The organism is Kribbella sp. NPDC050241, assembly GCF_044459685.1.
Lineage (GTDB): Bacteria > Actinomycetota > Actinomycetes > Propionibacteriales > Kribbellaceae > Kribbella.
In genome coordinates this window covers 465,781-489,424 of sequence record NZ_JBITJE010000003.1, presented here as the reverse complement: position 1 = coordinate 489,424, position 23,644 = coordinate 465,781, and the positions used below count along the sequence as shown (strand labels likewise).

At 69.1% G+C, this 23,644-nt stretch carries 26 protein-coding genes and 1 pseudogene; 17 read left to right on the top strand and 10 right to left on the bottom strand.

Going from position 1 to position 23,644, the window contains the following annotated elements; all coding sequences use genetic code 11:
- Nucleotides 1–53: 53 nt before the first annotated feature.
- Nucleotides 54–1,004, top strand: coding sequence for an NADH-quinone oxidoreductase subunit H (locus ACIBG5_RS17005; protein WP_396392443.1), 951 nt, complete (start codon nt 54–56; stop codon nt 1,002–1,004).
- On the opposite strand, the gene ACIBG5_RS17000 is transcribed toward ACIBG5_RS17005, so the two are convergent.
- From ACIBG5_RS17000 to sigJ, 3 genes are all read right to left on the bottom strand, one after another.
- Entirely contained in the window at nt 997–1,812 is an 816-nt protein-coding gene (locus ACIBG5_RS17000; protein ID WP_396392442.1) for an LLM class flavin-dependent oxidoreductase, read from the bottom strand. The two genes, ACIBG5_RS17005 and ACIBG5_RS17000, sit on opposite strands and share 8 nt — an antisense overlap.
- A gap of 155 nt (nt 1,813–1,967) precedes the next feature.
- Nucleotides 1,968–3,110, bottom strand: a complete 1,143-nt coding sequence (locus tag ACIBG5_RS16995; protein WP_396392441.1) for an NAD(P)/FAD-dependent oxidoreductase — start codon at nt 3,108–3,110, stop codon at nt 1,968–1,970.
- 66 nt (nt 3,111–3,176) lie between these two features.
- Nucleotides 3,177–4,052 carry an RNA polymerase sigma factor SigJ gene (gene sigJ, locus ACIBG5_RS16990; RefSeq protein ID WP_396392440.1) on the bottom strand — a complete coding sequence of 292 codons (876 nt, stop codon included), beginning with the start codon at nt 4,050–4,052 and terminating at the stop codon, nt 3,177–3,179.
- Between the two features lie 234 nt (nt 4,053–4,286).
- Between sigJ and ACIBG5_RS16985 the strand changes: the two genes are divergently transcribed.
- From ACIBG5_RS16985 to ACIBG5_RS16975, 3 genes are read left to right on the top strand one after another with little or no spacing between them, the layout of a single operon-like run.
- The gene (locus ACIBG5_RS16985) at nt 4,287–4,631 is read left to right on the top strand and encodes a YciI family protein (protein ID WP_396392439.1); all 345 of its coding nucleotides are present in this window, start codon (nt 4,287–4,289) and stop codon (nt 4,629–4,631) included.
- 46 nt (nt 4,632–4,677) lie between these two features.
- A complete protein-coding gene (locus tag ACIBG5_RS16980; protein WP_396392438.1) occupies nt 4,678–5,850 on the top strand; it encodes an RNA polymerase sigma factor in 1,173 nt (390 codons plus the stop codon).
- A 29-nt stretch (nt 5,851–5,879) separates the two neighbouring features.
- Nucleotides 5,880–6,557 carry an isochorismatase family protein gene (locus ACIBG5_RS16975; protein ID WP_396392437.1) on the top strand — a complete coding sequence of 226 codons (678 nt, stop codon included), beginning with the start codon at nt 5,880–5,882 and terminating at the stop codon, nt 6,555–6,557.
- Between the two features lie 3 nt (nt 6,558–6,560).
- Here ACIBG5_RS16975 and ACIBG5_RS16970 read toward each other — a convergent pair whose 3' ends face one another.
- Nucleotides 6,561–6,821, bottom strand: a complete 261-nt coding sequence (locus tag ACIBG5_RS16970) for a hypothetical protein (RefSeq protein ID WP_396392436.1) — start codon at nt 6,819–6,821, stop codon at nt 6,561–6,563.
- Nucleotides 6,822–7,257: 436 nt separating this feature from the next.
- On the opposite strand from ACIBG5_RS16970, the gene ACIBG5_RS16965 reads away from it, so the two are divergent.
- The 7 genes and pseudogenes from ACIBG5_RS16965 (at nt 7,258) to ACIBG5_RS16935 (ending at nt 14,087) form a co-directional block, all read left to right on the top strand.
- A complete protein-coding gene (locus ACIBG5_RS16965) occupies nt 7,258–7,935 on the top strand; it encodes a methylenetetrahydrofolate reductase (RefSeq protein WP_396392435.1) in 678 nt (225 codons plus the stop codon).
- Between the two features lie 236 nt (nt 7,936–8,171).
- Nucleotides 8,172–8,363 (top strand): annotated as a pseudogene (locus tag ACIBG5_RS16960) (4Fe-4S binding protein); the annotation flags it as partial.
- Between the two features lie 140 nt (nt 8,364–8,503).
- Nucleotides 8,504–9,004: an NADH-quinone oxidoreductase subunit J gene (locus tag ACIBG5_RS16955; RefSeq protein ID WP_396392434.1), complete on the top strand. Its 501-nt coding sequence runs from the start codon at nt 8,504–8,506 to the stop codon at nt 9,002–9,004.
- 1 nt (nt 9,005) lies between these two features.
- Nucleotides 9,006–9,353: an NADH-quinone oxidoreductase subunit NuoK gene (gene nuoK, locus ACIBG5_RS16950; RefSeq protein WP_396392433.1), complete on the top strand. Its 348-nt coding sequence runs from the start codon at nt 9,006–9,008 to the stop codon at nt 9,351–9,353.
- Complete coding sequence (locus ACIBG5_RS16945) at nt 9,350–11,113, top strand: NADH-quinone oxidoreductase subunit L (RefSeq protein WP_396392432.1); 1,764 nt, start codon at nt 9,350–9,352, stop codon at nt 11,111–11,113. The genes nuoK and ACIBG5_RS16945 overlap by 4 nt, the downstream gene beginning before the upstream one ends.
- A complete protein-coding gene (locus tag ACIBG5_RS16940) occupies nt 11,110–12,639 on the top strand; it encodes a NuoM family protein (RefSeq protein WP_396392431.1) in 1,530 nt (509 codons plus the stop codon). The genes ACIBG5_RS16945 and ACIBG5_RS16940 overlap by 4 nt, the downstream gene beginning before the upstream one ends.
- Complete coding sequence (locus tag ACIBG5_RS16935; RefSeq protein ID WP_396392430.1) at nt 12,624–14,087, top strand: NADH-quinone oxidoreductase subunit N; 1,464 nt, start codon at nt 12,624–12,626, stop codon at nt 14,085–14,087. Before ACIBG5_RS16940 ends, ACIBG5_RS16935 begins: the two co-directional genes overlap by 16 nt.
- A 1-nt stretch (nt 14,088) precedes the next feature.
- Here ACIBG5_RS16935 and ACIBG5_RS16930 read toward each other — a convergent pair whose 3' ends face one another.
- Nucleotides 14,089–14,946, bottom strand: a complete 858-nt coding sequence (locus tag ACIBG5_RS16930; RefSeq protein ID WP_396392429.1) for an arylamine N-acetyltransferase — start codon at nt 14,944–14,946, stop codon at nt 14,089–14,091.
- A gap of 17 nt (nt 14,947–14,963) precedes the next feature.
- Here ACIBG5_RS16930 and ACIBG5_RS16925 point away from each other — a divergent pair, with 17 nt between their 5' ends.
- Together ACIBG5_RS16925 and ACIBG5_RS16920 are read left to right on the top strand one after the other, a co-directional pair.
- Nucleotides 14,964–15,491 carry a GNAT family N-acetyltransferase gene (locus ACIBG5_RS16925; protein ID WP_396392428.1) on the top strand — a complete coding sequence of 176 codons (528 nt, stop codon included), beginning with the start codon at nt 14,964–14,966 and terminating at the stop codon, nt 15,489–15,491.
- Between the two features lie 26 nt (nt 15,492–15,517).
- A complete protein-coding gene (locus ACIBG5_RS16920) occupies nt 15,518–16,534 on the top strand; it encodes a lactonase family protein (RefSeq protein WP_396392427.1) in 1,017 nt (338 codons plus the stop codon).
- Between the two features lie 96 nt (nt 16,535–16,630).
- Here the strand turns inward: ACIBG5_RS16920 and ACIBG5_RS16915 are convergent, their stop codons facing one another.
- A complete protein-coding gene (locus ACIBG5_RS16915) occupies nt 16,631–17,794 on the bottom strand; it encodes an MFS transporter (RefSeq protein ID WP_396392426.1) in 1,164 nt (387 codons plus the stop codon).
- Nucleotides 17,795–17,912: 118 nt separating this feature from the next.
- Between ACIBG5_RS16915 and ACIBG5_RS16910 the strand changes: the two genes are divergently transcribed.
- Nucleotides 17,913–19,427: an HD domain-containing phosphohydrolase gene (locus ACIBG5_RS16910; protein WP_396392425.1), complete on the top strand. Its 1,515-nt coding sequence runs from the start codon at nt 17,913–17,915 to the stop codon at nt 19,425–19,427.
- Here the strand turns inward: ACIBG5_RS16910 and ACIBG5_RS16905 are convergent.
- Together ACIBG5_RS16905 and ACIBG5_RS16900 are read right to left on the bottom strand one after the other, a co-directional pair.
- Nucleotides 19,417–19,731 carry a hypothetical protein gene (locus ACIBG5_RS16905; RefSeq protein WP_396392424.1) on the bottom strand — a complete coding sequence of 105 codons (315 nt, stop codon included), beginning with the start codon at nt 19,729–19,731 and terminating at the stop codon, nt 19,417–19,419. The two genes, ACIBG5_RS16910 and ACIBG5_RS16905, sit on opposite strands and share 11 nt — an antisense overlap.
- The gene (locus ACIBG5_RS16900) at nt 19,728–20,591 is read right to left on the bottom strand and encodes a phytanoyl-CoA dioxygenase family protein (protein WP_396392423.1); all 864 of its coding nucleotides are present in this window, start codon (nt 20,589–20,591) and stop codon (nt 19,728–19,730) included. Before ACIBG5_RS16900 ends, ACIBG5_RS16905 begins: the two co-directional genes overlap by 4 nt.
- A gap of 101 nt (nt 20,592–20,692) precedes the next feature.
- On the opposite strand from ACIBG5_RS16900, the gene ACIBG5_RS16895 reads away from it, so the two are divergent.
- Nucleotides 20,693–21,466, top strand: a complete 774-nt coding sequence (locus ACIBG5_RS16895) for a helix-turn-helix domain-containing protein (RefSeq protein ID WP_396392422.1) — start codon at nt 20,693–20,695, stop codon at nt 21,464–21,466.
- Here the strand turns inward: ACIBG5_RS16895 and ACIBG5_RS16890 are convergent.
- Nucleotides 21,463–21,591: a LuxR C-terminal-related transcriptional regulator gene (locus ACIBG5_RS16890; protein WP_396392997.1), complete on the bottom strand. Its 129-nt coding sequence runs from the start codon at nt 21,589–21,591 to the stop codon at nt 21,463–21,465. The two genes, ACIBG5_RS16895 and ACIBG5_RS16890, sit on opposite strands and share 4 nt — an antisense overlap.
- Here ACIBG5_RS16890 and ACIBG5_RS16885 point away from each other — a divergent pair.
- Together ACIBG5_RS16885 and ACIBG5_RS16880 are read left to right on the top strand one after the other, a co-directional pair.
- The gene (locus ACIBG5_RS16885; RefSeq protein WP_396393016.1) at nt 21,547–21,873 is read left to right on the top strand and encodes a hypothetical protein; all 327 of its coding nucleotides are present in this window, start codon (nt 21,547–21,549) and stop codon (nt 21,871–21,873) included. The two genes, ACIBG5_RS16890 and ACIBG5_RS16885, sit on opposite strands and share 45 nt — an antisense overlap.
- Before the next feature lie 69 nt (nt 21,874–21,942).
- The gene (locus ACIBG5_RS16880) at nt 21,943–22,677 is read left to right on the top strand and encodes a hypothetical protein (protein WP_396392421.1); all 735 of its coding nucleotides are present in this window, start codon (nt 21,943–21,945) and stop codon (nt 22,675–22,677) included.
- Here the strand turns inward: ACIBG5_RS16880 and ACIBG5_RS16875 are convergent.
- Nucleotides 22,674–23,609 carry a phosphotransferase enzyme family protein gene (locus ACIBG5_RS16875; RefSeq protein WP_396392420.1) on the bottom strand — a complete coding sequence of 312 codons (936 nt, stop codon included), beginning with the start codon at nt 23,607–23,609 and terminating at the stop codon, nt 22,674–22,676. The genes ACIBG5_RS16880 and ACIBG5_RS16875 overlap by 4 nt on opposite strands.
- Nucleotides 23,610–23,644 lie beyond the last annotated feature (35 nt).

The following is a 23,644-nucleotide window of genomic DNA, read 5'->3' as shown; positions in this document are numbered from 1 at the left end:
CCCTTTGACCTCAACGGTGGTTGAGGTCAAGTCGGACTCGATAGGGTGCGGTCATGCTGGAGTTCGTGGTGCGGGTGGTCGGCGTACTCGTCGCCTTCCTGGTGGCGCCCCTGCTGGTCGGCCAGGCCGAGCACAAGGTGATGGCGCACATGCAGTCACGGCTCGGTCCGATGTACGCCGGTGCGTTCCACGGTTGGGCGCAGCTGGTCGCCGACGGCGTGAAGTTCGTGCAGAAGGAGAGCGTGGTCCCGGCGGCCGCGGACCGGCGGGTGTTCGAATGGGCCCCGATCGTCGCGATCCTGCCGTACCTGGCCGCGCTGGCCGCGATCCCGCTGGCGCCGGGCATCGTCGGTGCGGACCTCGACTCCGGGCTGTTCTTCGTGCTCGCGGTGATGAGCATCGGCGTACTCGGGTCGCTGATGGCGGGATGGGGGAGCGGCAACAAGTACAGCCTGCTCGGCGGACTCCGGGTCGCGGCGCAGCTGATGAGCTACGAGCTGCCGTTCGTGCTGTCCGCGGCGAGCGTCGCGGTCGCCGCCGGTTCACTGAGCCTGTCGGGGATCGCGACCGCGTGGAACCCGTGGTGGTTGCTGTGGCAGCTGCCCGGCCTGGTCGTGTTCTTCATCGCCGGGTTGGCCGAGTTGCAGCGGCCGCCGTTCGACATGCCGGTCGCGGACTCCGAGGTGATCTTCGGGCCCTACACGGAGTACACCGGTCTGCGCTTCGCGATGTTCCTGCTCGCCGAGTACGCCGGAATCGTCATACTGGCCGGGCTGACGACGGTGCTGTTCCTGGGCGGCTGGAGCGGTCCCGGGCCGGACTCGATCGGCTGGATCTGGACCATCCTGAAGGTCGCTCTGGTCTCGGTCGTCGTCATCTGGGTGCGGGTGTCGTTCCCCCGCATGCGAGCCGACCAACTCCAGAAACTCGCCTGGCAAGCCTTGGTCCCCATCGCCCTGCTCCAACTCGCGATCACGGGCATCGGCGTCACCCTCTTCAAGTGAGGGGTGGGCCGGCGGCCAGGCGGGTGTGGAGTTCTTCGGGGGAGATCTCGGAGCCGTCTTGGAACCACCAGGTGACGCCAGCCTCTTCGTACTGCGCGGCCAGAGCGGCGTCCGGGGCGCCGGCCTGGCTTGGGGACCAGATGGCGATGTCGGCGTTCTGGCGGCCACCGGACTTCTCGAAGTCGGCGCGGATCGTGGCGAGTTCGTCGATGGTGGGGAGCCGGAAGTCGTCGGCCTCGTCCCTGATCTGCGGGAACAGGCCGTCCGCGTTGCGGGCGCCGCGGACGGGACCGGTCCGTGGCCAGAAGCCGCTGGTCCAGATGGGGATGGCGCTGGCAGGGAAGCGGACGTCGGTGGCCCGGTAGTACCTGCCCTCGTGCTCGACGGGGTCGCCGGCGAGGAACTGGTGCAGCAGGTCGGCGCCCTCGTCGAGCCGCTCGGCGAGCTCTCTGCGCTTGGCGGACTCGCCGAACCGGGTGTAGTCCCAGCCCGCACCGGTTCCGAGGCCGAGGATGAGGCGGCCGTTCGAGAGGTCCTGCAGCGTGCCGGCCTCGAGGGCGAGCTTGGCCGGGCGGCGCCGGGGCAGGGGGACGACCATCGGGCCGATCAGGATCCTGCTGGTGGCTTGGGCGATCGCGGCGAGAGTGACCCAGGGATCGGCAACCGGCGGGTCGTAGGTGGGGGAGCTGAGCAGGTCCCACACGAAGAACCCGTCCCAGCCGTGGTCCTCGGTCGCTCGCGCGAGATCGCGGAGGACCTTCGGGCTGCCGTACTCGCCGAACGACTTCACATAGGCTGCGTAGCGCATGGTCTCTCCAACCAACTCCGTTCGCACTGGTATTCCTGGACCGCGTGCACGCCGACAGGTAGTGCACCGGCGAGACACCGTACACCGGCGCGCGGGTGCGCTCAGGTGCACTACGAACCGCCGGACACTACCTGTCGGGCTGCACAACGCCCCGGTCAGGCGGCGGATTCTTCGCGGGGGAAGAACGGGAGTTCGACGCTGACGCGATCGGCGGCGGCGAGGATCTTCGCGCGGTCGTCCACCGGTGGGTGGATGGCTTGGTTGATGCCCTTCTTGACGGCTGCGCCCTCGGCGCCCGACGCCATCACTCGGCGGTCCCAGCCCCGGGTGAAGACTCCGCCGGCGGCGCCGAGATCCAGGCAGGTGACGTAAGGGCCGGGGGTGAAATCGCGGAGGGGTACGCCTAGCAGGTCGGCCGCTGCGTTGTACCCGGCGACCTTGCCGAGCGGTGTCGCGTGCTGGCAGGCCTGCATGACCGTGTGCTCAGCGTCGAACGCCGCCGCAGCCGTGTCCCCCGCGACGAACACCTCCGGAAGCGCACGCAGCCGATCGTCCACCGGCACCCGGCCGAGGTGGTCGAGCTCGTCGGAGATCTGACGGGTGAGCTCGCTGGCCCGCATCCCGACGGACCAGACGACGGCGTCCGCGTCGACCTTGCTGCCGTCGGACAGTACGGCGTACCCGTCGCCGACCTCCGTCACCGTCGTACTGAGGCGGCGCTCGATACCCAACTCCTCCAGCGCAGCCTCGATCTCCCTGCGCGGCCCCGGCCCGAGCTGTGCCCCGACCACATCTGACCGATCGACCAGCAGCACCCGGCCCCGCGAGGCCAGTTCGGTCGCAGCCTCCAGGCCGACGAACCCGGCGCCGACGACTACGACGGCGTAGTCGCGCCGATCGCGCAGATGGTCGGTCAGCCGCTGGGCTCCGTCCAGCGTGTCGATGTCGAAGAGCCGTTCAGCGCCTGGCAGCCCGTCGGGCTGAACCAGCTTGCTGCCCGCCGCCAGCACCAACCGGTCGTAGCCGATCTCGTTGCCGTCGGCCACCACCACGCGGCGGTCGGTGTCGATCGTGCTCACCGAGGCTCGCACGTGCTCGACGCCGATCGGACCGAGGACCCGGCTGAGCTCCACCTTGGCCAGATCCGGCTCCGGCTCGTACAGGCGTGGCCGCAGTACCAGGTGCTCGTTCGGTGCGATGAGTGTGATGCGCAGATCGGCGTCGCCGCGTGCGAGCGCCGCTCCTGCCGCGCTCCAGACACCGGCGAAGCCGCCCCCGATGATCACAACGTGTGCCACTGTCTCGTCCTCTCTCAGCCGCACCCCGCGGATCGGGGCGTGCGGCAGGGAGACAACACGGCGGACTCAGATGTGACCGAGGTGCGCCAGCTTCTCGGGATTGACCTGTCGCCGGAACGCCGTGATCCGGCCGTCGGCGACCTCCACGGTGTCGAGCCAGACGAGCGTGCCGCCGCGGTACGTCGCCAGCGCCGGCTGCCCGTTCACCTCGATGATCCGGACCGCGTCGGGACGCCTGAGCTCGATCTGCCTGGCCGTCAGCTTGGCGATCCGCTCGGGACCCGTGACCGGCTTCCGGGCGGCGGTGACCTTGCCGCCGCCGTCGGCGACGTACACGGCCTGGGGATCCAGCAGTGCGACGAGTCCGGCCAGGTCTCCTGCGTCGGCGGCCGCCTTGAACGCCTTGAGCACGCGTTCGGTCTCGGTCTTGGAGGCCCGTGGTGTCTCCTCGACCGTGGCGACCCGCGCCCGCGCGCGGGAGGCGAGCTTACGGCTGGCGGCAGGCGTTGTACCGAGCACCTCGGCGATCCGGGCGAACGGGAAGTCGAAGACGTCATGCAGTACCAGGGCGACGCGTTCGGCGGGGGTGAGCGTCTCCATGACCACCAGCATCGCGGTGCTCACCGACTCGTCCATCAGCACCTTGGCGGCGGCGTCCGGACCGGTCAGCAGCGGTTCGGGCAGCCAGGGCCCGACGTAGGACTCGCGCCGGACGCGCGCCGACTTCAGCACGTTGTACGACGTACGCGCGGCCAAGGTCACCAGCCATGCGCGCAGATCCCGGACCTCCGACAGATCCGCGGCAGCCGCACGCAACCAGACGTCCTGCGTCACGTCCTCGGCCTCCGTCACGGTGCCGAGGATCCGGTACGCCGCGCCGAAGACCGCGGGACGATGCGCTTCCCAATCGGCCTCCGACAACGCCCTGGTCTGATCCACCATCACCCTCTCGCCGCCACTGTGTGATCAATGATCACTCTAGGCAGACCTCCGCGCGCCTACGGCGTTGCCAGTGCCTCCGTGGGGGAGAGACGGGAGGCGCGGATCGCGGGGTAGAGGCCGGCCAGGGCCCCGATGACCAGGGTGCCATCAGCACAGAACTTGTCGTGTCGCTGCCTGTCGATCCGGGCTGAGGCTGTTCGTGTAGAGGTGACGGGAACTTACGAGGAGGCCGAGATGAACCAGTACCTGCTCAGCATCTATCAGCCTGATGGGCCGCCGCCGGCGCCGGAGGTTCTGGAGCCGATCATGCGGGAGTTGGGGGCTTTGAACGAGGAGATGCAGGCGGCGGGGGTGTGGGTGTTTGCGGCTGGGCTGCATCCGCCGGACACTGCGACTGTGCTGAAGGTGTCCGGTGACGACGTACTCGTGACGGATGGGCCGTTCACCGAGGGGAAAGAGCACTTGGGTGGGTTCACCGTGATTCAGGTCGAGGATCTGGATGCGGCGTTGGGATGGGCGCGGCGGTTGGCTCGGGTACTGAGTCCGTTGTCGATCGAGGTGCGGCCCTTTGCCGGCTGACACCGGATCCCGACGACCCGACGCCACGCCTGAGCGGATTGCGGGTGTGTTCAGGGCTGAGCATGGGCGGGCGGTTGCGGTACTGGCCCGGGTGTTCGGGGATCTGGGGATCGCGGAGGACGCCGTACAGGATGCGTTTGCGGCGGCCGTGGAGAAGTGGGCGGACAGCGGCGTACCGCCAAGCCCGGCCGGGTGGATCATCACGACGGCGCGGAACCGGGCGATCGACCGGCTGCGGCGGGAGTCGGTGCGCGAGGACAAGCATGCGCAGGCGGCGTTGCTGCATGCGCAGGACGAACCGGTGGAGGAGGGTGTTGTGCACGACGACCGCCTCCGGCTGATCTTCACCTGCTGCCACCCGGCGCTCGCGCTGAACGTGCGGGTCGCGCTGACACTGCGCATGCTCGGCGGGCTCACCACAGCCGAGATCGCCCGTGCGTTCCTGGTACCGGAGTCGACGATGGCGCAGCGCCTGGTCCGTGCCAAGGCGAAGATCCGCGCGGCCGGCATCCCGTACCGCGTCCCGTACGAGGCCGACCTGCCCGAGCGCGTTCGCGGCGTGCTCGCCGTCGTCTACCTGATCTTCAACGAGGGGTACGCCGCCTCGTCCGGCGAGACTCTCGTCCGCGACGAACTGTCCGCGGAGGCGATCCGGCTCGGCCGCGTACTGGTCGACCTGATGCCCGACGAACCCGAGGCCGTCGGCCTGCTCGCACTGATGCTCCTCCAGCAATCCCGCCGTTCGGCGCGGGTGGGGCCGGACGGTTCCATGGTTCTGCTGGCCGACCAGGATCGCGACCGCTGGGACCGCGAGCTGATCGCCGAAGGCCAGGACCTCGTACGCCGCTGCCTGCGCCGGAACCGGCCTGGTCCTTATCAACTGCAAGCCGCCATCAACGCCGTCCACGCCGATGCGCCGACCGCGGACGACACTGACTGGCCGCAGATCCTGCAGCTCTACAACCACCTGCTCACGCTCACACCGACTCCCGTCGTCGCGCTCAACCGCGCCGTCGCAGTCGCCGAGGTCGAAGGCCCGGCGGCAGCCCTTGCCCTCATCGACGACCTCGACCTGAGCTCCTACTACCTCTTCCACGCGATCCGCGCCGACGTCCTCACCCGCCTCGCCCGCTCCGACGAAGCTCGTATGGCGTACGAGGCCGCCCTCGCCATCACGTCCAACGAAGCTGAGCAGGCGTTTCTTCGTTCCCGCCTGTGATGTCGGTGGGGCCTGGCAGGGTTCCGTGCATGACTGAGCCGCCTGCACTGCACGACTGGCACATCGAGCCCCGCGAGTACGCGCGACAGGAGAGTCGTCGCGGCCGGCGGCATGCGTACGAGAGCTTGGATCCAGCGCGGACTGCGCTGGTCGTCGTCGACATGGTGCCGTTCTTCGTCGGCCTTGGCGGCTATCAGCAGGGCATCGTGCCGAACATCGCTCGGCTCGCCGACGTACTGCGGTCTGCCGGTGGGAGCGTCGCATGGGTGGTGCCCGGGTTCAGCGAGCCGACCGCGGTGACGGTCGAGTTCCTTGGAGCTGAGGTCGCCAAGCTGTTCAGTGAGTCCGGTGGGAGTGGTCCGGTGCGCGAGCGGGTCTGGCACGAGTTCGAGATCCATGAGGCGGACCTGCTGGTGGAGAAGACCGCGACGAGTGCGTTCTTCCTTGGACGGTGCGACCTGCATGGGCTGCTCTCCGAGCGAGGCATCGACACGGTCCTGATCACCGGCACCGTGGCCAACGTCTGCTGCGAGTCCTCCGCCCGGGACGCGAGCACCCTCGACTACCGCGTCGTCATGGTCGCCGACGCCAACGCCGCCCGCCGCGACCAAGACCTCAACGCCACCCTCTACACCGTCTACCGAACCTTCGGCGACGTCCGCCCGACCTCAGAACTCCTCGCACTACTCGACCCTGAGCTGCGGTGACCTCTAGTGGGGGCGGTACTTACGCTTCTCACGCTGGTTGTGGTCGTCGCGGCGGCGGCTGGCTGGGCGGGTGATGCGGATCGCGAGGGCGCCGAGGGCTCCGACGATCGCGCCGAAGACGGCCGCAACAGGACTCATGAAGATCGCAGAGTCGGTCCACTCGTAATGATCAGGCCCAGTCGCAAACCATGAGAACGCGACATTGGCGAAGACCATGGCCAGGGCGCCGATCACCGCGCCGGCCAGTACCTGAGAGCGCCCCATTTCCTGAGCGTAGGTGCGCCACCGCTTTCCGCAAACCGCAACTGGCGCGCCGCGACAGACAAGAGGTCAAGCTGGAACGCCGGTTGGCTCCGCGAGGTGGATCTTCGGAAACAAATGGCCGCCAGACGACCCAAATGTTCCGCAAAGCGAGACCACCGACCCGACCACCGCAGCCGGCCGCAGTTCGCCGCTGACCGGGGGCTGGAGCCGGTGCCTGAGCCCAGGATCCCGGGAGGCGGAACACCCACCAGGGGCTTGAGACAGGTCATGATCTGTCGGGACCCACCAGTTCGTGTTCCAGGCAGGACGCGTACTGGGGCGTTGGGTGGGGTGGGGAGTTAGTAGGGTCCGGGGGGTGCGTGGATTTGACGTGGTGTGTGAGGTGGAGCCGCCTACGCGGCCGGATTTGAAGCGGGTTCGGCATCAGATCGGGGTGATGAGTCCGATCGCGGATGCGTTTCTGATCCCGGACAACCACATCGGCCGGGCGACCGTGTCGAGTGTGGCGGTGGCGAACGAGGTGCAGGCGATGGGGTCGCGTGGGATCGCCTGCCTGAACTCGCGGGACCGGAACCTGCTCGGTTTCCGCCGGGATCTGCTGACCGCGGCGGCGTACGGCGTCGAGCAGTTCCTGTTCGTGCACGGGGACGACCCGGCCGAGGGTGCGCGGACCAGCCAGCTCACGGTGCGCACCATGATCGAGCAGGCGCGCGAGACGTCGTACCCGGGCTGCAATCCGTTCCAGGTCGGGGCGGCGACGCGGCTGCGGGCGGTGCCGCGGTGGAAGGCCGAGGCGGACTTCCTGTACGTCCAGGTCAGCTACGACCTCGGCGAACTCCTCCGCTGGCGGGAGAGCGTCAGCCTCGACATTCCCGTGTACGCCGGAGTCATGGTGCTGGCCAGCGCGAAGATGGCCCACAACCTGGCCGCACTTCCGCAACTCACCATCCCCGAAACGCTGATCGAGGCTGTCGAGCGGGACCAGGACGCGGGCGTCGACCACGCCTGCGAGCTGATCCTGAGCATCCGCGACAGCGGCGCTTTCGACGGCGTCCACCTCATCCCCGTCAGCCGCTACCGCCAGGTCGCGGCCCGTCTCGAGCGCGAGCTCTGACCGCCGGGTCGGCGCCGGATCGGGCCGGAACCGACTAGTCTCCTGCTAGTAACGGAGCTACAGACGGAGGAGGAGGCGTGGGTGTTCCTGGCAAGGGGTTGATCGAGGGGCTGAAGGTCACCGCGAAGACGCTGGCCCGCCGGTCCGTCACCGAGCAGTACCCGGATGTCCAGCCGGAGCTGCCGCCGCGCAGTCGCGGGGTGATCGCGCTGCTGGAGGAGAACTGCACCTCCTGCATGCTGTGCGCCCGCGAGTGCCCGAGCTGGTGCATCTACATCGACTCGCACACCGAGACCGCGCCGTCGGTCGGTGAGCAGGCCCGGGAGCGCAGCCGGAACGTGCTGGACCGGTTCGCGATCGACTTCAGCCTGTGCATGTACTGCGGGATCTGCATCGAGGCCTGCCCGTTCGACGCGCTGTTCTGGTCGCCGGAGTTCGAGTACGCCGAGACCGACATCCGCAACCTGACCCACGAGAAGGAGCGGCTCCGCGACTGGATGTGGACGGTCCCCGCGCCGCAGCCGATCGACCCGGGCCCCACTGTCACTCCCGCGCCGGAGGACGACGCGTGACGACTGCCCTCTTCAGCGTCGCCGGAGCAGCCGCACTCATCGCCTCCGTCTTCGTCGTCACCTCGCGCCGGATCGTGCACGCCGCCCTCTGGCTGGTCGTCGCCCTCGGTGCGATCGCCGGCTGCTTCGGTGCGCTGCACGCCGAGTTCGTCGCACTGGTCCAGATCCTGGTGTACGTCGGGGCGATCGTCGTACTAGTGCTGTTCGCGCTGATGCTGACCCGGGCGCCGATGAATCCGCTGCCCAGCCTGACCACTGGCCGCAGCCCGTTCGCCGCGGTGGTCGCGGGTGTCCTGGCCCTGTTGCTCGGCGCCGGTGTCGTGATTGCCTTTGGCAACGAGAAGATCGGCCCGGTGCCGGCCGGATCCGCCACCGACGTGGGCACGGCGATCTTCAGGACCTGGGTGCTGCCGTTCGAGGTGCTGTCGGTTCTGTTGCTGGCGGCCCTGATCGGTGCCATCGCCCTGTCCCAGCGCAAGAAGGCGAAGGAGGACTGACGTGCCGCTGGTCCTCCCGCTGCTGCTCGCCGTCGTCCTGTTCTGCATCGGGGTGTACGGCGTCCTGGCCCGGCGCAACGCGATCACCCTGCTGATGTCGTTCGAACTGATGCTCAACGCGGTGAACCTGAACCTCATCGCGTTCGATGCCTGGCGCATCGACGGCCTGGCCACCGGCCAGACGCTGGCGATCTTCGTGATCACGCTGGCCGCGGCCGAGATCGGCCTCGGGCTCGCGATCGTCCTGCTGCTGTTCCGTGGCCACGGCCACGTGGATGCCGACGCGGCCCGCGACCTGGCCGAGCAGGACACGCAGGAGGAGCTGCAGGAGAAGGGTGCGGCGACGTGATCGCAACCGCCTGGCGGGTGGCCGGCGTCGGCTTCTCCCTGCTCGTCATCCTGGCCGCCGGCCTGCTGTACAGCGTCTCGCCGGACCAGGTCGCGTTCCTGAACTCGTCCGTCGGCGACCTCACCATCGGCTTCGCCGTCCGCACCGACGACCTGACGGTGCTGATGCTCGCGGTCGTCGGCGTGATCGCGACCTGCGTCCAGGTGTACTCACTCGGCGACCTGCATCAGCGCGCCGCGTCGTACCACGCGCTCGTCACGCTGTTCACCGCCGCGATGGTGACCGTCGTGATCTCGGACAGCCTGTTCCTCCTGCTGATCGGGTGGGAGATGATGGGCGCCTGCTCGTACCTGCTGATCGGTCACTACTGGGAGCGTCGCGACGCCCGCTCCGGCGCGGTCAAGGCGTTCCTGATGACCCGGCTCGGCGACGTCGGGTTCCTGTTCGGCATCTTCGTTATCGGCCTCGGCGCCGGCACGTTCCGGATCTCCGAGCTCGACCCGGCAGACATCTCACCCGGCGTACTGACCACCGGGACCCTGCTTCTCCTGGTCGGCGTGGTCGGCAAGTCGGCCCAGGTCCCGTTGCAGACCTGGCTTCCGGACGCGATGCCCGGCCCGAGCCCCGTCAGCGCGCTGATCCACGCGGCCACGATGGTTGCCGCCGGCGTCTTCCTGATCGCCCGCCTGTACGACGTGTTCGCGGCCTCCGAGACGACCATGACCGTGCTGGCTGTGGTCGCCTGCGTGACCATGCTGTTCGCCGCGCTGTGTGCGATGGCCGCGGTCGAGGTGAAGCGGGTGCTCGCGTGGTCGACCGTGAGCCAGCTCGCGATCATGTTCTCGGCCTTGTCCCTGGGTACGGCGGACGGCCGGCACGCCGCGTTGTTCCACCTGGTCACGCACGCGGCGTTCAAGGGGCTGCTGTTCCTCTGCGCCGGTGTCCTGCTGCACCAGGTCGGTAGTGCGGCCTTCGTGGTGCTGCGCCGCTACACCAGGCGCGGCCGGCTGCGGAAGGCGCTCCGGGTCACCTTCGTGACGATGACGATCGGTCTCGCCTCGTTGGCCGGCGTACCGGGGTTCGCGGGGTTCTTCTCCAAGGATGCGGTGATCGAGGCCGCCTGGCATCACGCGCGGGGCGGTTCGGTCGTTGGATGGATCGTGCTGGCATCAGTGTGTCTGACCGCTGCGTTCACCGCGTTCTACTGCATGCGGATGTGGCTGTGGGTGTTCTTCCGGACGCCCGCCCTCGCCGGGGCGCTCGGTGCCTTCGAGGACGAGAACGGGACGGCCGACCTGGACGAGCCCGACACCTCGAAGCTGCGCGACGCCCCCTGGGTGATGCTCGCGCCGATGGTCCTGCTCGCGGTGGCCTCGATCGTGCTCGGGTACGTCGACGGCGTCCACCTCAACTGGGGCATCGGTGCGGTGTCGACCGTCCTCGTGCTGCTCGGCGCGTTGCCGGCGTACTCGCTGTGGTCACGCGGCGCGGATCCGCGGCCGGTCGTGCTCGAGCGTGAGTTCGGCGTCGACACGGCGTACCACGGGATGTTCGTTGTGCCGGTGCGGTGGCTGGCGAAGCTGACGGTCGCGGGCGATCGGGACGTGATCGGGGCTTATGTACGGGCGGCCGGGCGTGCCGGGACGCTTGCGTCGGAAGGGTTCCGGCGGTTGCAGACCGGGAACGTGCAGACCTATCTGACCGCGGCTGTGGTCGGTGTGGTCGCGCTGGCAGTGCTCGCTGGGGTGATCAGCTCATGAGCGCGATCCTGCTGGGGATTCTGGCGCTGCCCATCCTCGCCTCGCTCGCGTTGTGGACGCTCCCGGCTTCGGTCGGCGACCGGCTCGCGGCGCTGTACGGCTCGGTGATCTCGGGGCTCGTGCTGATCGGATCCCTGCTGCTCTGGCCGCGCAGCGAAGGCTGGTTCGCCTACGTACCATCGCAGGACCAGCTGCTGCGTGAGGGCAGCCGGCCGCTGCAGGCTGTGACGGATGTGCCGTGGATCCCTGCGCTCGGCGTGCGGTTCCACGTCGCGGTGGACTCGATCTCGATGCCGCTGATCGTGCTGACCGCGCTGCTGACCTTCCTGTGCTGCCTGTACTCGTTGAAGATCACACCGCGGATCGGCCGGACCCGGTCGCTGATCGCGCTGCTGCTGGTGATCGAGGCCGGCGTCATCGGCACCTTCTCGGCGATGGACCTGGTGCTGTTCTTCGTCTGCTTCGAGATCGTGCTGATCCCGATGTGGCTGGTCATCGACATCTGGGGCGACGACCACGACCCGGTCGGACGGAAGCGGGCCGCGAACACCTTCGTGCTGATGACGGTGCTCGGGTCGGCGCTGATGCTGCTCGGGTTCCTGCTGGTCTACCGGCAGGCGGGGACGTTCGACATCGTCCGGTTGACCAACTCCCCGGTGCTCGGCGGACACGGCGTCCCGTTGGCCGCGGCACTCCTGATCGCGGTCGGCCTGGCGGTGAAGGTGCCGCTGTGGCCGCTGCACATCTGGCTGCCGGACGCGCACGCGAAGGCGCCGACGGTCGGGTCGGTCCTGCTGGCGGGCGTCCTGCTGAAGCTGGGGACGTACGGCCTGATCCGGATTCTGGTCCCGGTGCTGCCGGACGCCACCGCGACCATCGCGCCGTACCTGGCCGGCTTCGCGACGGTGGCGATCATCGCCGGGTCGCTGGCGTGCCTGGCGCAGACCGACGTGAAGCGGCTGATCGCGTACTCGAGCGTCGGGCACATGGGGTTCATCGTGCTCGGCATCTCCACGCTGTCGCAGGCCGGTCTGCACGGCGCGCTGTTCGCGAACATCGCGCACGGGATCATCACCGGTCTGCTGTTCTTCCTGGCGGGTGCGATCAAGGACCGGCACGACACCAGCGATCTGCGCACGCTCGGCCGCGCGCTGTACGCGCGGCTGCCGCGGATCGGCGCGCTACTGACGTTCGCCTGCCTGGCGTCGCTGGGGTTGCCCGGGCTGGCCGGATTCTGGGGCGAGATGCTGGTCCTGCTCGGCGCCTACCGCCCCGCCGATTCGTTGCCTCGGACGACCTACTTGGTCTTCATGGTGATCGCGGGCCTGGGCACGGTACTGACCGCGGCGTACTTCCTGCGACTGGTGCGCAAGCTGTGCCAGGGTGACCCGGCCGAGAATCCGGCGTCGGTGTTCGCGGTCGACCTGAGCCGGATCGAGCTGATCACCTGGGCGCCGCTGATCACGCTGACCGTGCTGCTCGGCGTCTGGCCCGGGCTCCTACTGCACCAGTGGGGGACCTTGTGACCCTGACCTGGACCGATTGGCAGGCCGTCGCCGTACCGCTCGTGCTTGCGGTCGGCGCTGTCGCCGTACTGCTGATCGACGGCTTCTGGCGCAGCGCATCGGCGCAACTGCGGCACACGGTGGTCACGCTGCTGACCGTGGCCGTGATCCTGTTCGGACTGGTGTTCGTCTGGGCCCAGCGGGACGACTTCAAGCCCGCGTTCTGCCGTCCTGCGGTGGAAGGGCCGGCCGAGTGCAGCCTGGTGTTCGAGCCGTTGACCGCCGGATTGTGGGCGGTGTTGCTGATCGGCGCACTCGGCGTCGTCGGACTGTCGGCGTACCGGCTGCTGTCGGCGGACATCCCGGTCGGTGAGTACCACTTCCTGCTCCTGAGCGCACTGGTCGGCGCGACTGTGCTCGCCGGTGCACGCGACCTCGCCACGGTGGTGATCGGGCTCGAGGTCGTGTCGCTGCCGAGCTTCGCGATGGTCGCCCTGCGCCGGGACAGACGCGGATCCGAGGGTGCGCTGAAGGCGTTCCTGGTGTCGGTGCTGTCGACCGCGGTGATGCTGTTCGGCATCTCCTATCTGTACGGCGTGACCGGGTCGCTGTACCTGTCCACCATCGCCAACCGGTTGTCCGGCCTCGATCCGGAGCTGCGCCGGGTCGCCTTCGCGGCGGGGCTGTTCGTGATCGTCGGGTTCGGGTTCAAGATCGCGGCGGTGCCGTTCCACGGCTGGTTGCCCGACACGTACGTCGGTGCGCCGGTTGAGGTGACCGCCTTCCTCGCAGTGGTGTCGAAGTCGGCTGGTGTCGCCGGTCTGCTCGTGCTGGTGACGTCCGGGGTCGCGCCGAGCGGGTCGGAGTTGCGGACCGTGGTCGCGATCCTGGCCGCGCTGACGATGACGGTCGGCAACCTGGCCGCGCTGCGTCAGCAGGAGGCGGTGCGGCTGCTCGCGTGGTCGTCGATCGGTCAGGTCGGCTTCCTGCTCGCGCCGCTCGCGGTCGGCGACGCCCAGGCGGTCGTCGGGTATCTGGCGGCGTACGTGGTCGTCACGGTCGGGGCGTTCGGAGCTGTCGCGGTCGTCCAGCGGCACCGGCCGGGTGGGCTGCTGACCGACTACCGCGGCATGGTGCGCTCCGAGCCCGGACTGGCCGGCGCGTTGATCTTCTTCCTGGTCGTGCTGGCCGGTCTGCCGCCGGGCCTCGCCGGTCTGTTCACGAAGTTCGCCGCCTTCCAGGCGGTGATCGACGCGCATCTCGGCTGGCTCGCGATCGTGATGGCGATCAACGTGATGATCGGCCTGGCCGTCTACCTCCGCTGGGTCTCCGAACTCTTCCGCCTGCCCGCCGACAACCCCTTCTCGGTCGACATCGAGTCCCCGGCCGTCGCCATGATCTCCCTCTGCGCCGCGACCGCCGCAGTCCTCTCCATCCTCCCGAGCACCCTCTTCTCCCTAGCCATCTGACCTAGGATCCGGCGCTCGCCTGCTTGGCCAGGAAATCCTCGTACTGCGACCAGACCCGGCGCCAGAGTTGGTCGCGGTCGGCCTGGGTGTAGTGGGGGAGCGGGAGGAGGAACACGTCCGCCAGTACGGCGAAGTAGTCGGTCGGGCTCTCGATGATGGTGGTGTCGATCCGGTCGGCGTACGTCTCGGACAGGCCGACAGAGCGCAGTACGACGACTGACGACGGCTTCCGGCGGAACGCGGAGGCCAACCGGCGGAACGCGGAGCTCGGGTTGGTCGACAAGTTGGCGTGCTGCGCGGCGAAGGCGTCCAGGCCCACCGCGGCGGACTCGAAGTCCATGCCGATCATGTTGGCCCGCGGGTCGTGGTCCAGCCGCCAGCCGTCGACCTTCTCGGACGGACGCAACCGCAGTTTGTACGGCTCCTGGTACACGCTGCACTCCTCGAGTGGCAGCGGATGCACCAGAGCCTCGCCGAGGCCGGCATCGACCATCCAGACCTGGTCCGGATCCTCGACCAGTCCGCTCACCGTGAGCACCATGTGGCTCGCGTCGACGTCGCCCGCGCGGGTCGGAGTCTCCGCACCGCCTCGGTGCATCTGCACGCGGTAGCCGAGCTCCGTGAGCAAGAGAGCCATGGTTCCGTTCAGCTGGAAGCAGTACCCACCGGTCTCCCGCGCGATGATCCGCTTCGCCGACTCCTCAGGCTCCAGCGGTCCGCCCGGGGCCAGCTGGAACTGCACGGACTCGTACGGCACCTGGCCGACGAACGCCTCGTGCAGCCGCGACAGACCGTCCAGCCGCGGCGGTCCGTCGTACCCGCTGAGTCCGATTCGCTGGAGGAACGCCTGGGTGTCCATCCGCATAGGCTAGCCACGTGATCGAAGTACTCGCCCCGGCCGAAGCCGTTCAAGCCGCCCCGGAGCTGGCCGAGGTTTTCGTGTCCGCCTTCGGCGCCCCGGGGTACGACGAGGACCGGGCCGACGCCGAGCGGTTTGCCACCGAACAGCTTCCGGTGCACGCCGAACGGGACGATTTCAAACTCGTTGCCGCCCGATCGAACGGCAGGATCGTCGGATTCGCGTACGGGTTCACCGGGCAGCGCGGGCAGTGGTGGCCGGACCGGGTCGCGGCCGCGGTGCCGGCGGAGCTTGCCGAGGAGTGGGTCGGCGGTCACTTCGAGGTGGTGGAGCTCGCCGTCGCGGTCGAGGCGCAACGCCAAGGGCTCGGGACGGCCTTGATGGACGCGCTGATGACCGATCTCCCGCATCGGAAGGCGCTGCTCTCGACGTACGTCGACGATCGCCCGGCGCCGAGGCTCTACCAGCGGATGGGCTGGCGGGTCCTCGTCCCCGATCTGGGCTGGGGGTCGGCGCTCTACGGATTGGACAGGGCGATGCCGTAGGCACCGGGACCTGGCAGGGTAGGGTCATGACTTCTGAGCGGATCTATGTCGGGAGCTACACCAATCAGCCGGGCGGTGGGGACGGCATCGGGTTCGGGCCGCTGGACGCGATCGCGCTCGCGGTGACGACCGAGGATCCGTCCTTCCTGGTCAGGTCCGCCGACGGCCGGTTCCTCTACGCAACCAGCGAAGGCGAGCAGGGCCGGGTCGTCGCGTTCGCGATCCAGTCGGACGGCGGGCTCGAGTTGCTGAACGACCGGCCGACCGAGGGCAAGCACCCCTGCCACCTGGAGATCGACCCGTCCGGTCGCTACCTGTTGACCGCCAACTACACCTCGGGCTCGGTCGCGATCTACCCGATCGGTGCCGATGGCTCACTCGGTACGGCGACCCAGGTCATCCAGCGTGAGGGCACCGGACCGAACCAGGAGCGCCAGGAGGGCCCGCACGCCCACCAGGTGGTGTTCGACCCGTCCGGGACGTACACGTTCGACGTCGACCTCGGCTCGGACACCGTCTACACGTCCACGCTGACCGCGGACGGGCAGCTGGAGGAGGTCGACAGGCTGCGCATCCACCCGGGCGCCGGTCCGCGGCATCTGGTGTTCCACCCGCGCGCCGGAGCGGCGTACGTGATCAACGAGCTCGACTCCACGCTGACTGTCTGCAGCTACGCCGACGGCAAGCTTCAGGTTGTGCAGACGGCCTCGACGCGGCCGGCGGACTCGCCGGGCGAGAACTTCCCGGCCGAGCTGCTGATCTCCGCCGACGGGCGCTTCCTGTACGGCTCGAACCGCGGTGACAACACGATCGCGGTGTTCGCGATCGCCGGCGACGGGCTGTGGGTCGAGCTGGTGCAGACGATCGGCTCCGGCGGGGACTGGCCGCGACACCTTGCCTTCAGCAACGACGGGAGCCGGTTGTACGCCGCGAACGAGCGCTCGGACGCGATCGCGACGTTCGCGATCGACGGCGACGGCAGGCTGACCGCTGACGGGACAGGGATCAGCTGGCCGAAGCCGGTCTGCATCCTCCCGGTCTGACGCACCGCGACCGGCCACCGGCAGGCCGCTCGCGCTTCGGTGGTACGCCGTACTGCGGCCCCGGGTAGGGAGTCTGCTGCGACATGACACGCGATGCTACGGCTTCCGGGGCGCAATCACGGTGGCCAACGCAAGGCCCGCGCCGGCGAGAAGCGCCGCGGCGAGGAACCCGGTGCCGCGCCCGGAAGCGGCGGCGACGAGGCCGAAGCTGGCCGGACCAAGCCCAGCCGCCAGGTCGATGCTCATGCTGACGGTTCCCATCACCGCGCCGTGTTCGGCCGCCGGTGCTCGCTGCAGCGCGAGCATCATGATCGCGGGCGTGCCGAGCGCAACACCGACGCCCAGGAGCACCGTGCCACTGACCAGCCCGGGCACCGTTCGCCAACCGCCCATGACCAGCAGTGCGATCGTGGCGCAGAGCAACGAGATCCGGACGCTCCGGCCGGCGCCCAACCGGTCGGGGATGCGGGCCCCGACGCTCCGGATCAGCACGACGATCCCGGCGAACCCTCCGAGCAGGAAGCCGGCATTCGGCAGACCGAGGTCGAGCGCGTACAGCGGCACGAAGGCGAGGAAACCCGCCATGCCCCACACCAACGCGAGCAGCAGGAGCGCAGGCACGACGGCTGCCCGCGGGATGAGCCGGACAGCCTCGGCGCTTGCTTCATCGGACGTCGGCGCGCGAGTTTCGCCGACACGCAGGGCGAGCAGTACGCCGACGCCGGCCGAGGCTGCCGCGACCACCCAGACCGTGGTGAAGCCCGCCGTACTGATGAGCACTTCACCGATCGGCGGCCCGACCGCGAGACCGGCGTACAGGGACAGGGAGAACAGGCTGATCGCCTCGCCGCGGCGTTCGGGTGGGGCCAGGTCACTCATCGCGGTGACGGCGCCGACGAAGAAGAACGCGTCGCCGACGCCGGTGAGCAGCCGGAGCGCCGCGAGTGCGCCGATGGAGTCGGTCACGCCGTACGCCGCGACCGAGCCGGCGAAGATGATGCCGCCGCCGACCATCGCGATCGACCGGCCGCGGCGATCGACCAGTCGTCCGGCCCACGGACGCAGGACCAGGGCGGACAGGCTGAATGCCGCGACGACCAGGCCGACCGCGATGTTACCGCCGGTAAGTTGGCCGGCCACGTATCGGGGCACGGCCGGCACGAGGATCCCGTCGGCGAGAAAGTAGGCCAGCCCGGCCGCACCGAGCACGACGAACTGCGGGGTGACGAGTCGAGGGACGGCGGAAGTCGCTGTACTCATGGCATCTCCTCCGGTCAGGCCCACAATGGCCATGCGGGCTCCAGTGGAGCATCGGTAGTTCTGCCCATCTCCGGGCGGAACAGGCAGGTGTGCTCCGAGGGGACCGGGGAGGTGCGCGATGGCGGAGGACGACCTGCGACTCGCCGAGCTCCTCTGCGCGCTGTCGGTCACCCTCGATCTCGCGATGGCCGAGGTCCCGGAGAAGTCCATCCGTAGCTGCCTGGTCGCTGCCAGGCTGGCGGGCAGGCTCGGCGTCGCCGACCAGCGCACGGTCTACTACGCGACACTGCTGCGCCACCTCGGTTGCACTGCCACGACGCACGAGGAGGCGCACCGGATGGGCCCGCGGGCCGGCGAACTCCGTCCGCTCGCCGAGCGCACCGACGTCGCCAACCGCCGCGAGTCGCTCACAGTCCTTCGGAAGATCGGCCAAGGCACGGGCATCCGCCGCCTCCAGTACCTGGCCCGCACCCTCGCCGCCGGGGAGGACGACATCCTCCGGGCGATCTGCGAGGTCGGCAGCATGCTCGCCGACCGCTTGGGCCTCGGCCCGTCCGTGGCCGAGGCGCTCTACCAGAACCTGGAGCGCTGGGACGGCACCGGTACGCCGAAGGGACTGGCCGCTACCGAGATCCACATCGCCACCCGGATCGCGGAGGTGGCGACCCAGGCCGTCATCTTCCACAGTCTGGGTGAGCCGGTGCAGGCAACGCTCACGCGGCGCCAAGGTACCTGGCTCGACCCGGTGGTGGTTGCCGCGTACGACGACTCCCTGCTGGCCGACCTCGCCGAGATCGACGTGTGGCAAGCGACTCTGGACAACGAGCCGCGCCCCTGGTCACTCATCCGGCCGGACCAGCTTGACGACGTGGCCCGGACCTTCGCCTACTTCGTCGACCTCAAGTCGCCGTACCTGTTCGGTCACTCGACCGGAGTGGCGACGTTGGCCGACGAGGCTGCGCGGCTGCTGCATCTGGACGACGCCGACCGGGCAACCCTGCGACGGGCCGCGCTCCTGCACGACCTCGGGCGGGTCGCCGTACCGACGAGTGTCTGGGAGCGGCCTGGTGAGTTGCGCCGCGCCGACTGGGAGCAGGTGCGCCTGCACCCGTACCGGTCCGAGCGGATCCTCGCGCGGTCCGCGGTACTCGAGCCTGTCGCCGCACTGGCCGCTCTCCACCACGAGCGGATCGACGGCACCGGCTATCCGCGCCAGGTCAAGGGCGGCGAGTTGTCGACAGCGGCGCGGATCCTCGCTGCGGCCGACTGCTATCAGGCATTGACTCAGGACCGGCCACACCGGGCCGCGCACTCGCCGGACAGGGCTGCGGAGATCGTCCTGGCTGAGGCAGCGGCCGGCAGGCTGGACGCCGACTGCGTGAAGGCTGTGCTCGGAGCGGCCGGGCACCAGGTGCCCGGCCGCATGAGCCGTCCGGCCGGCCTCACCGAGCGGGAGGTCGACGTACTGCGTCTGCTCTCACGTGGCTCGTCCAATGCGGAGATCGCGCGCGAGCTGGTGGTGTCACGCCGTACCGCTGAGCATCACGTCCAGCACATCTACGGCAAGCTCGGCGTGTCCACCCGAGCCGGTGCCGCGCTGTTCGCGATGCAGCACGGCCTGTTCACACCGTGACGAGCTTCTCGAAGAAGAACTCGTGCTTGAGGAACGAGACGTCGTACTCGTGTCCTGGGAACGGCGGCAGGAGCTGGGCGGCCTGGAAGAGGCGCCAGCCGTCCTTCAGGGCGTCCAGACCACTCGCGTACGGCGGGACGTCGCTGTCACCCGTGGTCGGGTGGGTCGCTCCGGTTCCGTCGTACGTCGACCAGCCGACCACGCGGGCGTCCAGCGCGGAGGACGCCAGGTAAAGGACCAGGACCTGCTGGCGGACCGCCTGGCCGGTCTCGGCGGGGGCGGCGCTGGTGGCGGGGGCGGTCATGCCATCTCCTTCTTCGTGGCGTGCGGGTTCATGCTGCGCTGGGCGACCACCCGTTGCGGGCGGTTCGACACTCGGGTGACCCAGAACTCCGGGTCGAAGGTGTCGTCGCCGGTGAGCGCCTGCCACAGCTTGATCCGGTTGTACTTCTCCAGCCGGCCGGTGGCGTTCTCGTACCAGGGGAACGACTGGTCCAGCTCGCGCGCGACCTCCGGGTCGTACAGGTCCTCGACGTTCCAGAGCCGGACCTGGCGGACGGTCGGGTTGAACCGGATCTTGAACATGTAGCGGTCGATGGCGCTGTCGTTCTTGCGGCCGCCGTGCCAGATGCCGTGGTGCAGGAACTGCACGGTGCCGGCCGGGCACACCAGCCGGGTCTGGCCGAGCAGGTTCTGGTAGCGGCCGGTGTCGGACTCGTTGGTCCGGCGCAGGTGGCTGCCGGGCACGCTGAGCGTGCCGCCCATCTCGAGCGTCACGTCCTGCGGGTAGTACATCAGCTGTACGTCGAACGCGTCCGGGCGGACGTCGATGATCGCGTCACCGTGCAGGTTCTGCGCCTCGCCCTCGTTCGCCTTGCGGATGTGCACGGCGTGGTGGTCGACGGTCGGCTCCGGCCCGACCAGGCTGTGGATCGCACCGGCGACCTCCGGCAGCTGCACCAGCCGCTGGACGAACTCGCTGTCCGCGAACGCCTCCGACAGCGGGGTGCCGTACGGGACGCCGGGGATGCCGGCCTTCAGGACCTCGAGCGCCTGCTGGTTCATCTCGTCGGGGACCACGGCGTCCATCCGGAACGACCCGGTGGCCACGAAATGCGCCATCTGAACCGAGGTGAGCAGGTTCTTCTGATGCGGGTGGGGCATGAGACTCCCTCTCGGGGGTAGTGGTAACTACTCCACCAGGCTAGATTCCTTCTACGTTGCAACGCGTTGGCTGTGTTCACCACTGGTGGTAATTTCTCACCATGATCCAGCTGCACCTGGCAGAGCCGCCGGAGGTGGTGAACGTCGGGGTGGGCATCCACGGGGTGCGCAGCCTGCGGGATGTGTTCCGGCTGCCGGACCTGTGGCAACTGCATCTGTACTCGTACTCCGCCGATCTCACCCTCGCGGGTACGACGTACTCCGTGGCGCCCGGATACGTGTCGCTGACACCGGCCGGGTCGCAGGTGCAGTTCGATTACCGGGGACGGTCCGAGCACTTGTACGCCCACTTTCGGCCGGTCGTGGCGGGCGAGCCGTCGTACCTGCCCGTCGTACAGGACGCGGGCGCGGCCGCGCCGATGCTGTCGGACCTGCTGCGCTGGGCCGTCGAGGCGTCGCCCTCAGGATCGTCGCGTACGACGGCCGAGGTGTGGACCGCACTGTGGCGCATCGTCGACCTGACCGCCGCGACCACCGAGGGCGACGCTCGCCACCCGGCGGTCGCCACCGCCATCGCCTACATCGAGGCCAACCTCGCCCAGCCGCTCACCGTCCCCACCCTGGCCCGCCTCGCCGGCGTCTCGCACAACCACCTGACCCGCCTGTTCCAGACCGAGACCGGGCAGACCGTCATCGCCTACATCCGCGGTCGTCGCATGGGCCGCGCCCGTCATCTCCTGGTCTCCTCGACCCTGTCGATCCCGGCCGTCGCCGCCTCGGTCGGCATCCCCGACCTGCAGGCCTTCAACAAGACCTGCCGCCGCGAACTCGGCGGCTCCCCGCGCGCCGTGCGGACGGCAGGCCCGACCGGCTAGGCAGAGTGGGTGACCGCAAAGGCGGTCGCGACCGCTGCCGTTCGGCTGGTCACTCCGAGCCGTTCGTAGATGTTCTCCAGATGCTTGCGAACGGTGCCCTCGGCAACAAACAGCCGGTGCGCGATCTGGGTGTTGCTGTGTCCGTCGGCGACCAGGCGGAGCAGCTGCAGCTGACGGCAGGTCAGGTCCGGTACCCCGGCCCGGCGGCGTTCGTGGGCGCGGCCGATCTCGACGATGTGCGGCCGGAGCAACCCGCGTACGCCGGTCGCGTGTACCCGGACCTGTCCGCCGTACGCAGCGACGTCCGCGAGGCGCGCATCCTCTCCGGCCTGCATTTCCGCCACTCCATGAACGACGGCGACACCTTGGGCACCCAGGTCGCCAGGTGGATCGCTGCCCGGCATTAACGCGGTTGGCGTCGTTGCTCGGCGCCAATGCGGTGGCCAGTGCCCTGCTGGCGGGCTAGCGTGCCGAACATGTATGAGCTGATCCCGGTCGCGCAGGCACCGCAGTACGACGAGGAGGCCGCTGAGCGCTTCGCGGAGGAGTGGCCGGAGTTCATCTTCCATGACGTCGAGGTGCGGAAGTACATCGATCGGCGGCAGGAGTACTTCCCGGAGTGGGAGTTCTATCTCGTGTCCGACGACGAGCGGCTCATCGCGGGGTGCTGGGGTGTGCCGCTCGCGTGGGACGGGACCGTCGAGGATCTTCCCGGCGGGTTCACGGATTCCCTGGTGCGTTCGGTTCTCGGGTATGAGGAGGGCGTCGTACCGAACACCTTTGTACTGATGGCGGCCGCCGTACGCTCCGACGAACAGGGGCGCGGCCACGCCGGCCGGGTCATCACCTCCGTCCGCGACCGCGCGGTCGCCGGCGGCCTGCGTCAGGTGATCGCCCCGGTCCGCCCGACGTTGAAGTCAAGCTATCCACTGACCCCGATCGAAACCTTCATGACCTGGACCCGCAAAGACGGTCTCCCACTCGACCCGTGGCTCCGCACCCACGTCCGCCTGGGCGCGGAGTTGCTCGCGCCGGCGACCGCCTCCCAAACCATGACCGGCACCGTCGCGGAGTGGGAGAAGTGGACCAGCATGCCCTTCCCCTCCTCCGGCACGTACGTAATCCCCGCCGGCCTGACAACCCTCGACATCAACCACACCACCAACCAGGGCCTCTACACAGAACCCAACGTCTGGCTGCGCCACGCCTAGCTCATCGCGAGAGCGGCCAGGCCTTTGGTGAGGATGCCTTTGGCTACTTGGAGGGCGTAGGACTTGTCGGGGCCGGTGATGGCTTGGTCGGCCCAGCTGAAGACGTCCTCGAAGGCTCGGACGTGGCGGTAGTAGCGGACGCCCTCGTCGTCGATGGTGTGCGGGCCGTAGCCGGTGAGGAAGGCGTCGAGGTGCTCGGGGCGGGTGGGGCCGACGTCGCCCATGCCGCCGAGCATGAACATCAGGTCCTGCTCGCGCGGGGCGAGGATCACATCGTCCCAGTCGATCAGATGCAGGTCGTCGTCGACGAGAACGTTGCCGAGATGCGGGTCGCCGTGGCAGATCACCCGGGGACCGGCCGGCTCCGGCGGCCGCGCGGTCAGCAGGTGCGTGATCGTGTCCTCGTGCTCCTTCCAGACCGCCCCCAACTCCTCCTCGATCTCGTCCTCCGGCGCCTGCGTGGCGAGCCTTGTTTGCAGCTTCTCGGCGATCGCCGGGACCCGCGCGTCGATGTGACTGTGCTTGGGCAGCGCATCCCGCAGCCTGGGCGGCGGCTCCGCGTCATGGACCCGCCGGAGGAGTACGCCGTACTGCGTCCACTGCTCGTTCGTCAGCCCGGTCTCGGCCGCGCGTACGCCGTTGATCCACGGCGTGATCGTGAGCCGCTTCTTCGCGTGGACGCTCCACAGGCCGCTGTCCGTCGTACGGATCATCTCCGGGACGCCCGGAAGCCCGCTGTCCGCCAGGAACGCAGCCACCTGGTGGCCGGTGTTCGTGCCGGCGCCGCTCCACTTCACGGCGTACGTGTTGGTCGCCGTACTCGCCTTCCACACCTGCGCGGCGATGTCCGCCCCGTGGGCCACGGGTGAGAGTTCCACCACATCCAGCCCGAAGTCCTCGGCCAGCCACCGCCGCATCAACGTGTCTCCCACGCCCGCCAGCATGCCCGGCCACCGCCCGCCGAAGC

Bases quoted from the DNA above. Each gene is read 5' to 3' on its own strand.
- ACIBG5_RS17005 (WP_396392443.1), top strand. From the start codon at position 54: ATGCTGGAGTTCGTGGTGCGGGTGGTCGGCGTACTCGTCGCCTTCCTG.
- ACIBG5_RS17000 (WP_396392442.1), bottom strand. From the start codon at position 1,812: ATGCGCTACGCAGCCTATGTGAAGTCGTTCGGCGAGTACGGCAGCCCG.
- sigJ (WP_396392440.1), bottom strand. From the start codon at position 4,052: ATGGTGGATCAGACCAGGGCGTTGTCGGAGGCCGATTGGGAAGCGCAT.
- ACIBG5_RS16985 (WP_396392439.1), top strand. From the start codon at position 4,287: ATGAACCAGTACCTGCTCAGCATCTATCAGCCTGATGGGCCGCCGCCG.
- ACIBG5_RS16975 (WP_396392437.1), top strand. From the start codon at position 5,880: ATGACTGAGCCGCCTGCACTGCACGACTGGCACATCGAGCCCCGCGAG.
- ACIBG5_RS16970 (WP_396392436.1), bottom strand. From the start codon at position 6,821: ATGGGGCGCTCTCAGGTACTGGCCGGCGCGGTGATCGGCGCCCTGGCC.
- ACIBG5_RS16965 (WP_396392435.1), top strand. From the start codon at position 7,258: ATGAGTCCGATCGCGGATGCGTTTCTGATCCCGGACAACCACATCGGC.
- ACIBG5_RS16940 (WP_396392431.1), top strand. From the start codon at position 11,110: ATGAGCGCGATCCTGCTGGGGATTCTGGCGCTGCCCATCCTCGCCTCG.
- ACIBG5_RS16930 (WP_396392429.1), bottom strand. From the start codon at position 14,946: ATGGACACCCAGGCGTTCCTCCAGCGAATCGGACTCAGCGGGTACGAC.
- ACIBG5_RS16920 (WP_396392427.1), top strand. From the start codon at position 15,518: ATGACTTCTGAGCGGATCTATGTCGGGAGCTACACCAATCAGCCGGGC.
- ACIBG5_RS16915 (WP_396392426.1), bottom strand. From the start codon at position 17,794: ATGAGTACAGCGACTTCCGCCGTCCCTCGACTCGTCACCCCGCAGTTC.
- ACIBG5_RS16910 (WP_396392425.1), top strand. From the start codon at position 17,913: ATGGCGGAGGACGACCTGCGACTCGCCGAGCTCCTCTGCGCGCTGTCG.
- ACIBG5_RS16905 (WP_396392424.1), bottom strand. From the start codon at position 19,731: ATGACCGCCCCCGCCACCAGCGCCGCCCCCGCCGAGACCGGCCAGGCG.
- ACIBG5_RS16900 (WP_396392423.1), bottom strand. From the start codon at position 20,591: ATGCCCCACCCGCATCAGAAGAACCTGCTCACCTCGGTTCAGATGGCG.
- ACIBG5_RS16895 (WP_396392422.1), top strand. From the start codon at position 20,693: ATGATCCAGCTGCACCTGGCAGAGCCGCCGGAGGTGGTGAACGTCGGG.
- ACIBG5_RS16885 (WP_396393016.1), top strand. From the start codon at position 21,547: ATGCTTGCGAACGGTGCCCTCGGCAACAAACAGCCGGTGCGCGATCTG.
- ACIBG5_RS16880 (WP_396392421.1), top strand. From the start codon at position 21,943: ATGTATGAGCTGATCCCGGTCGCGCAGGCACCGCAGTACGACGAGGAG.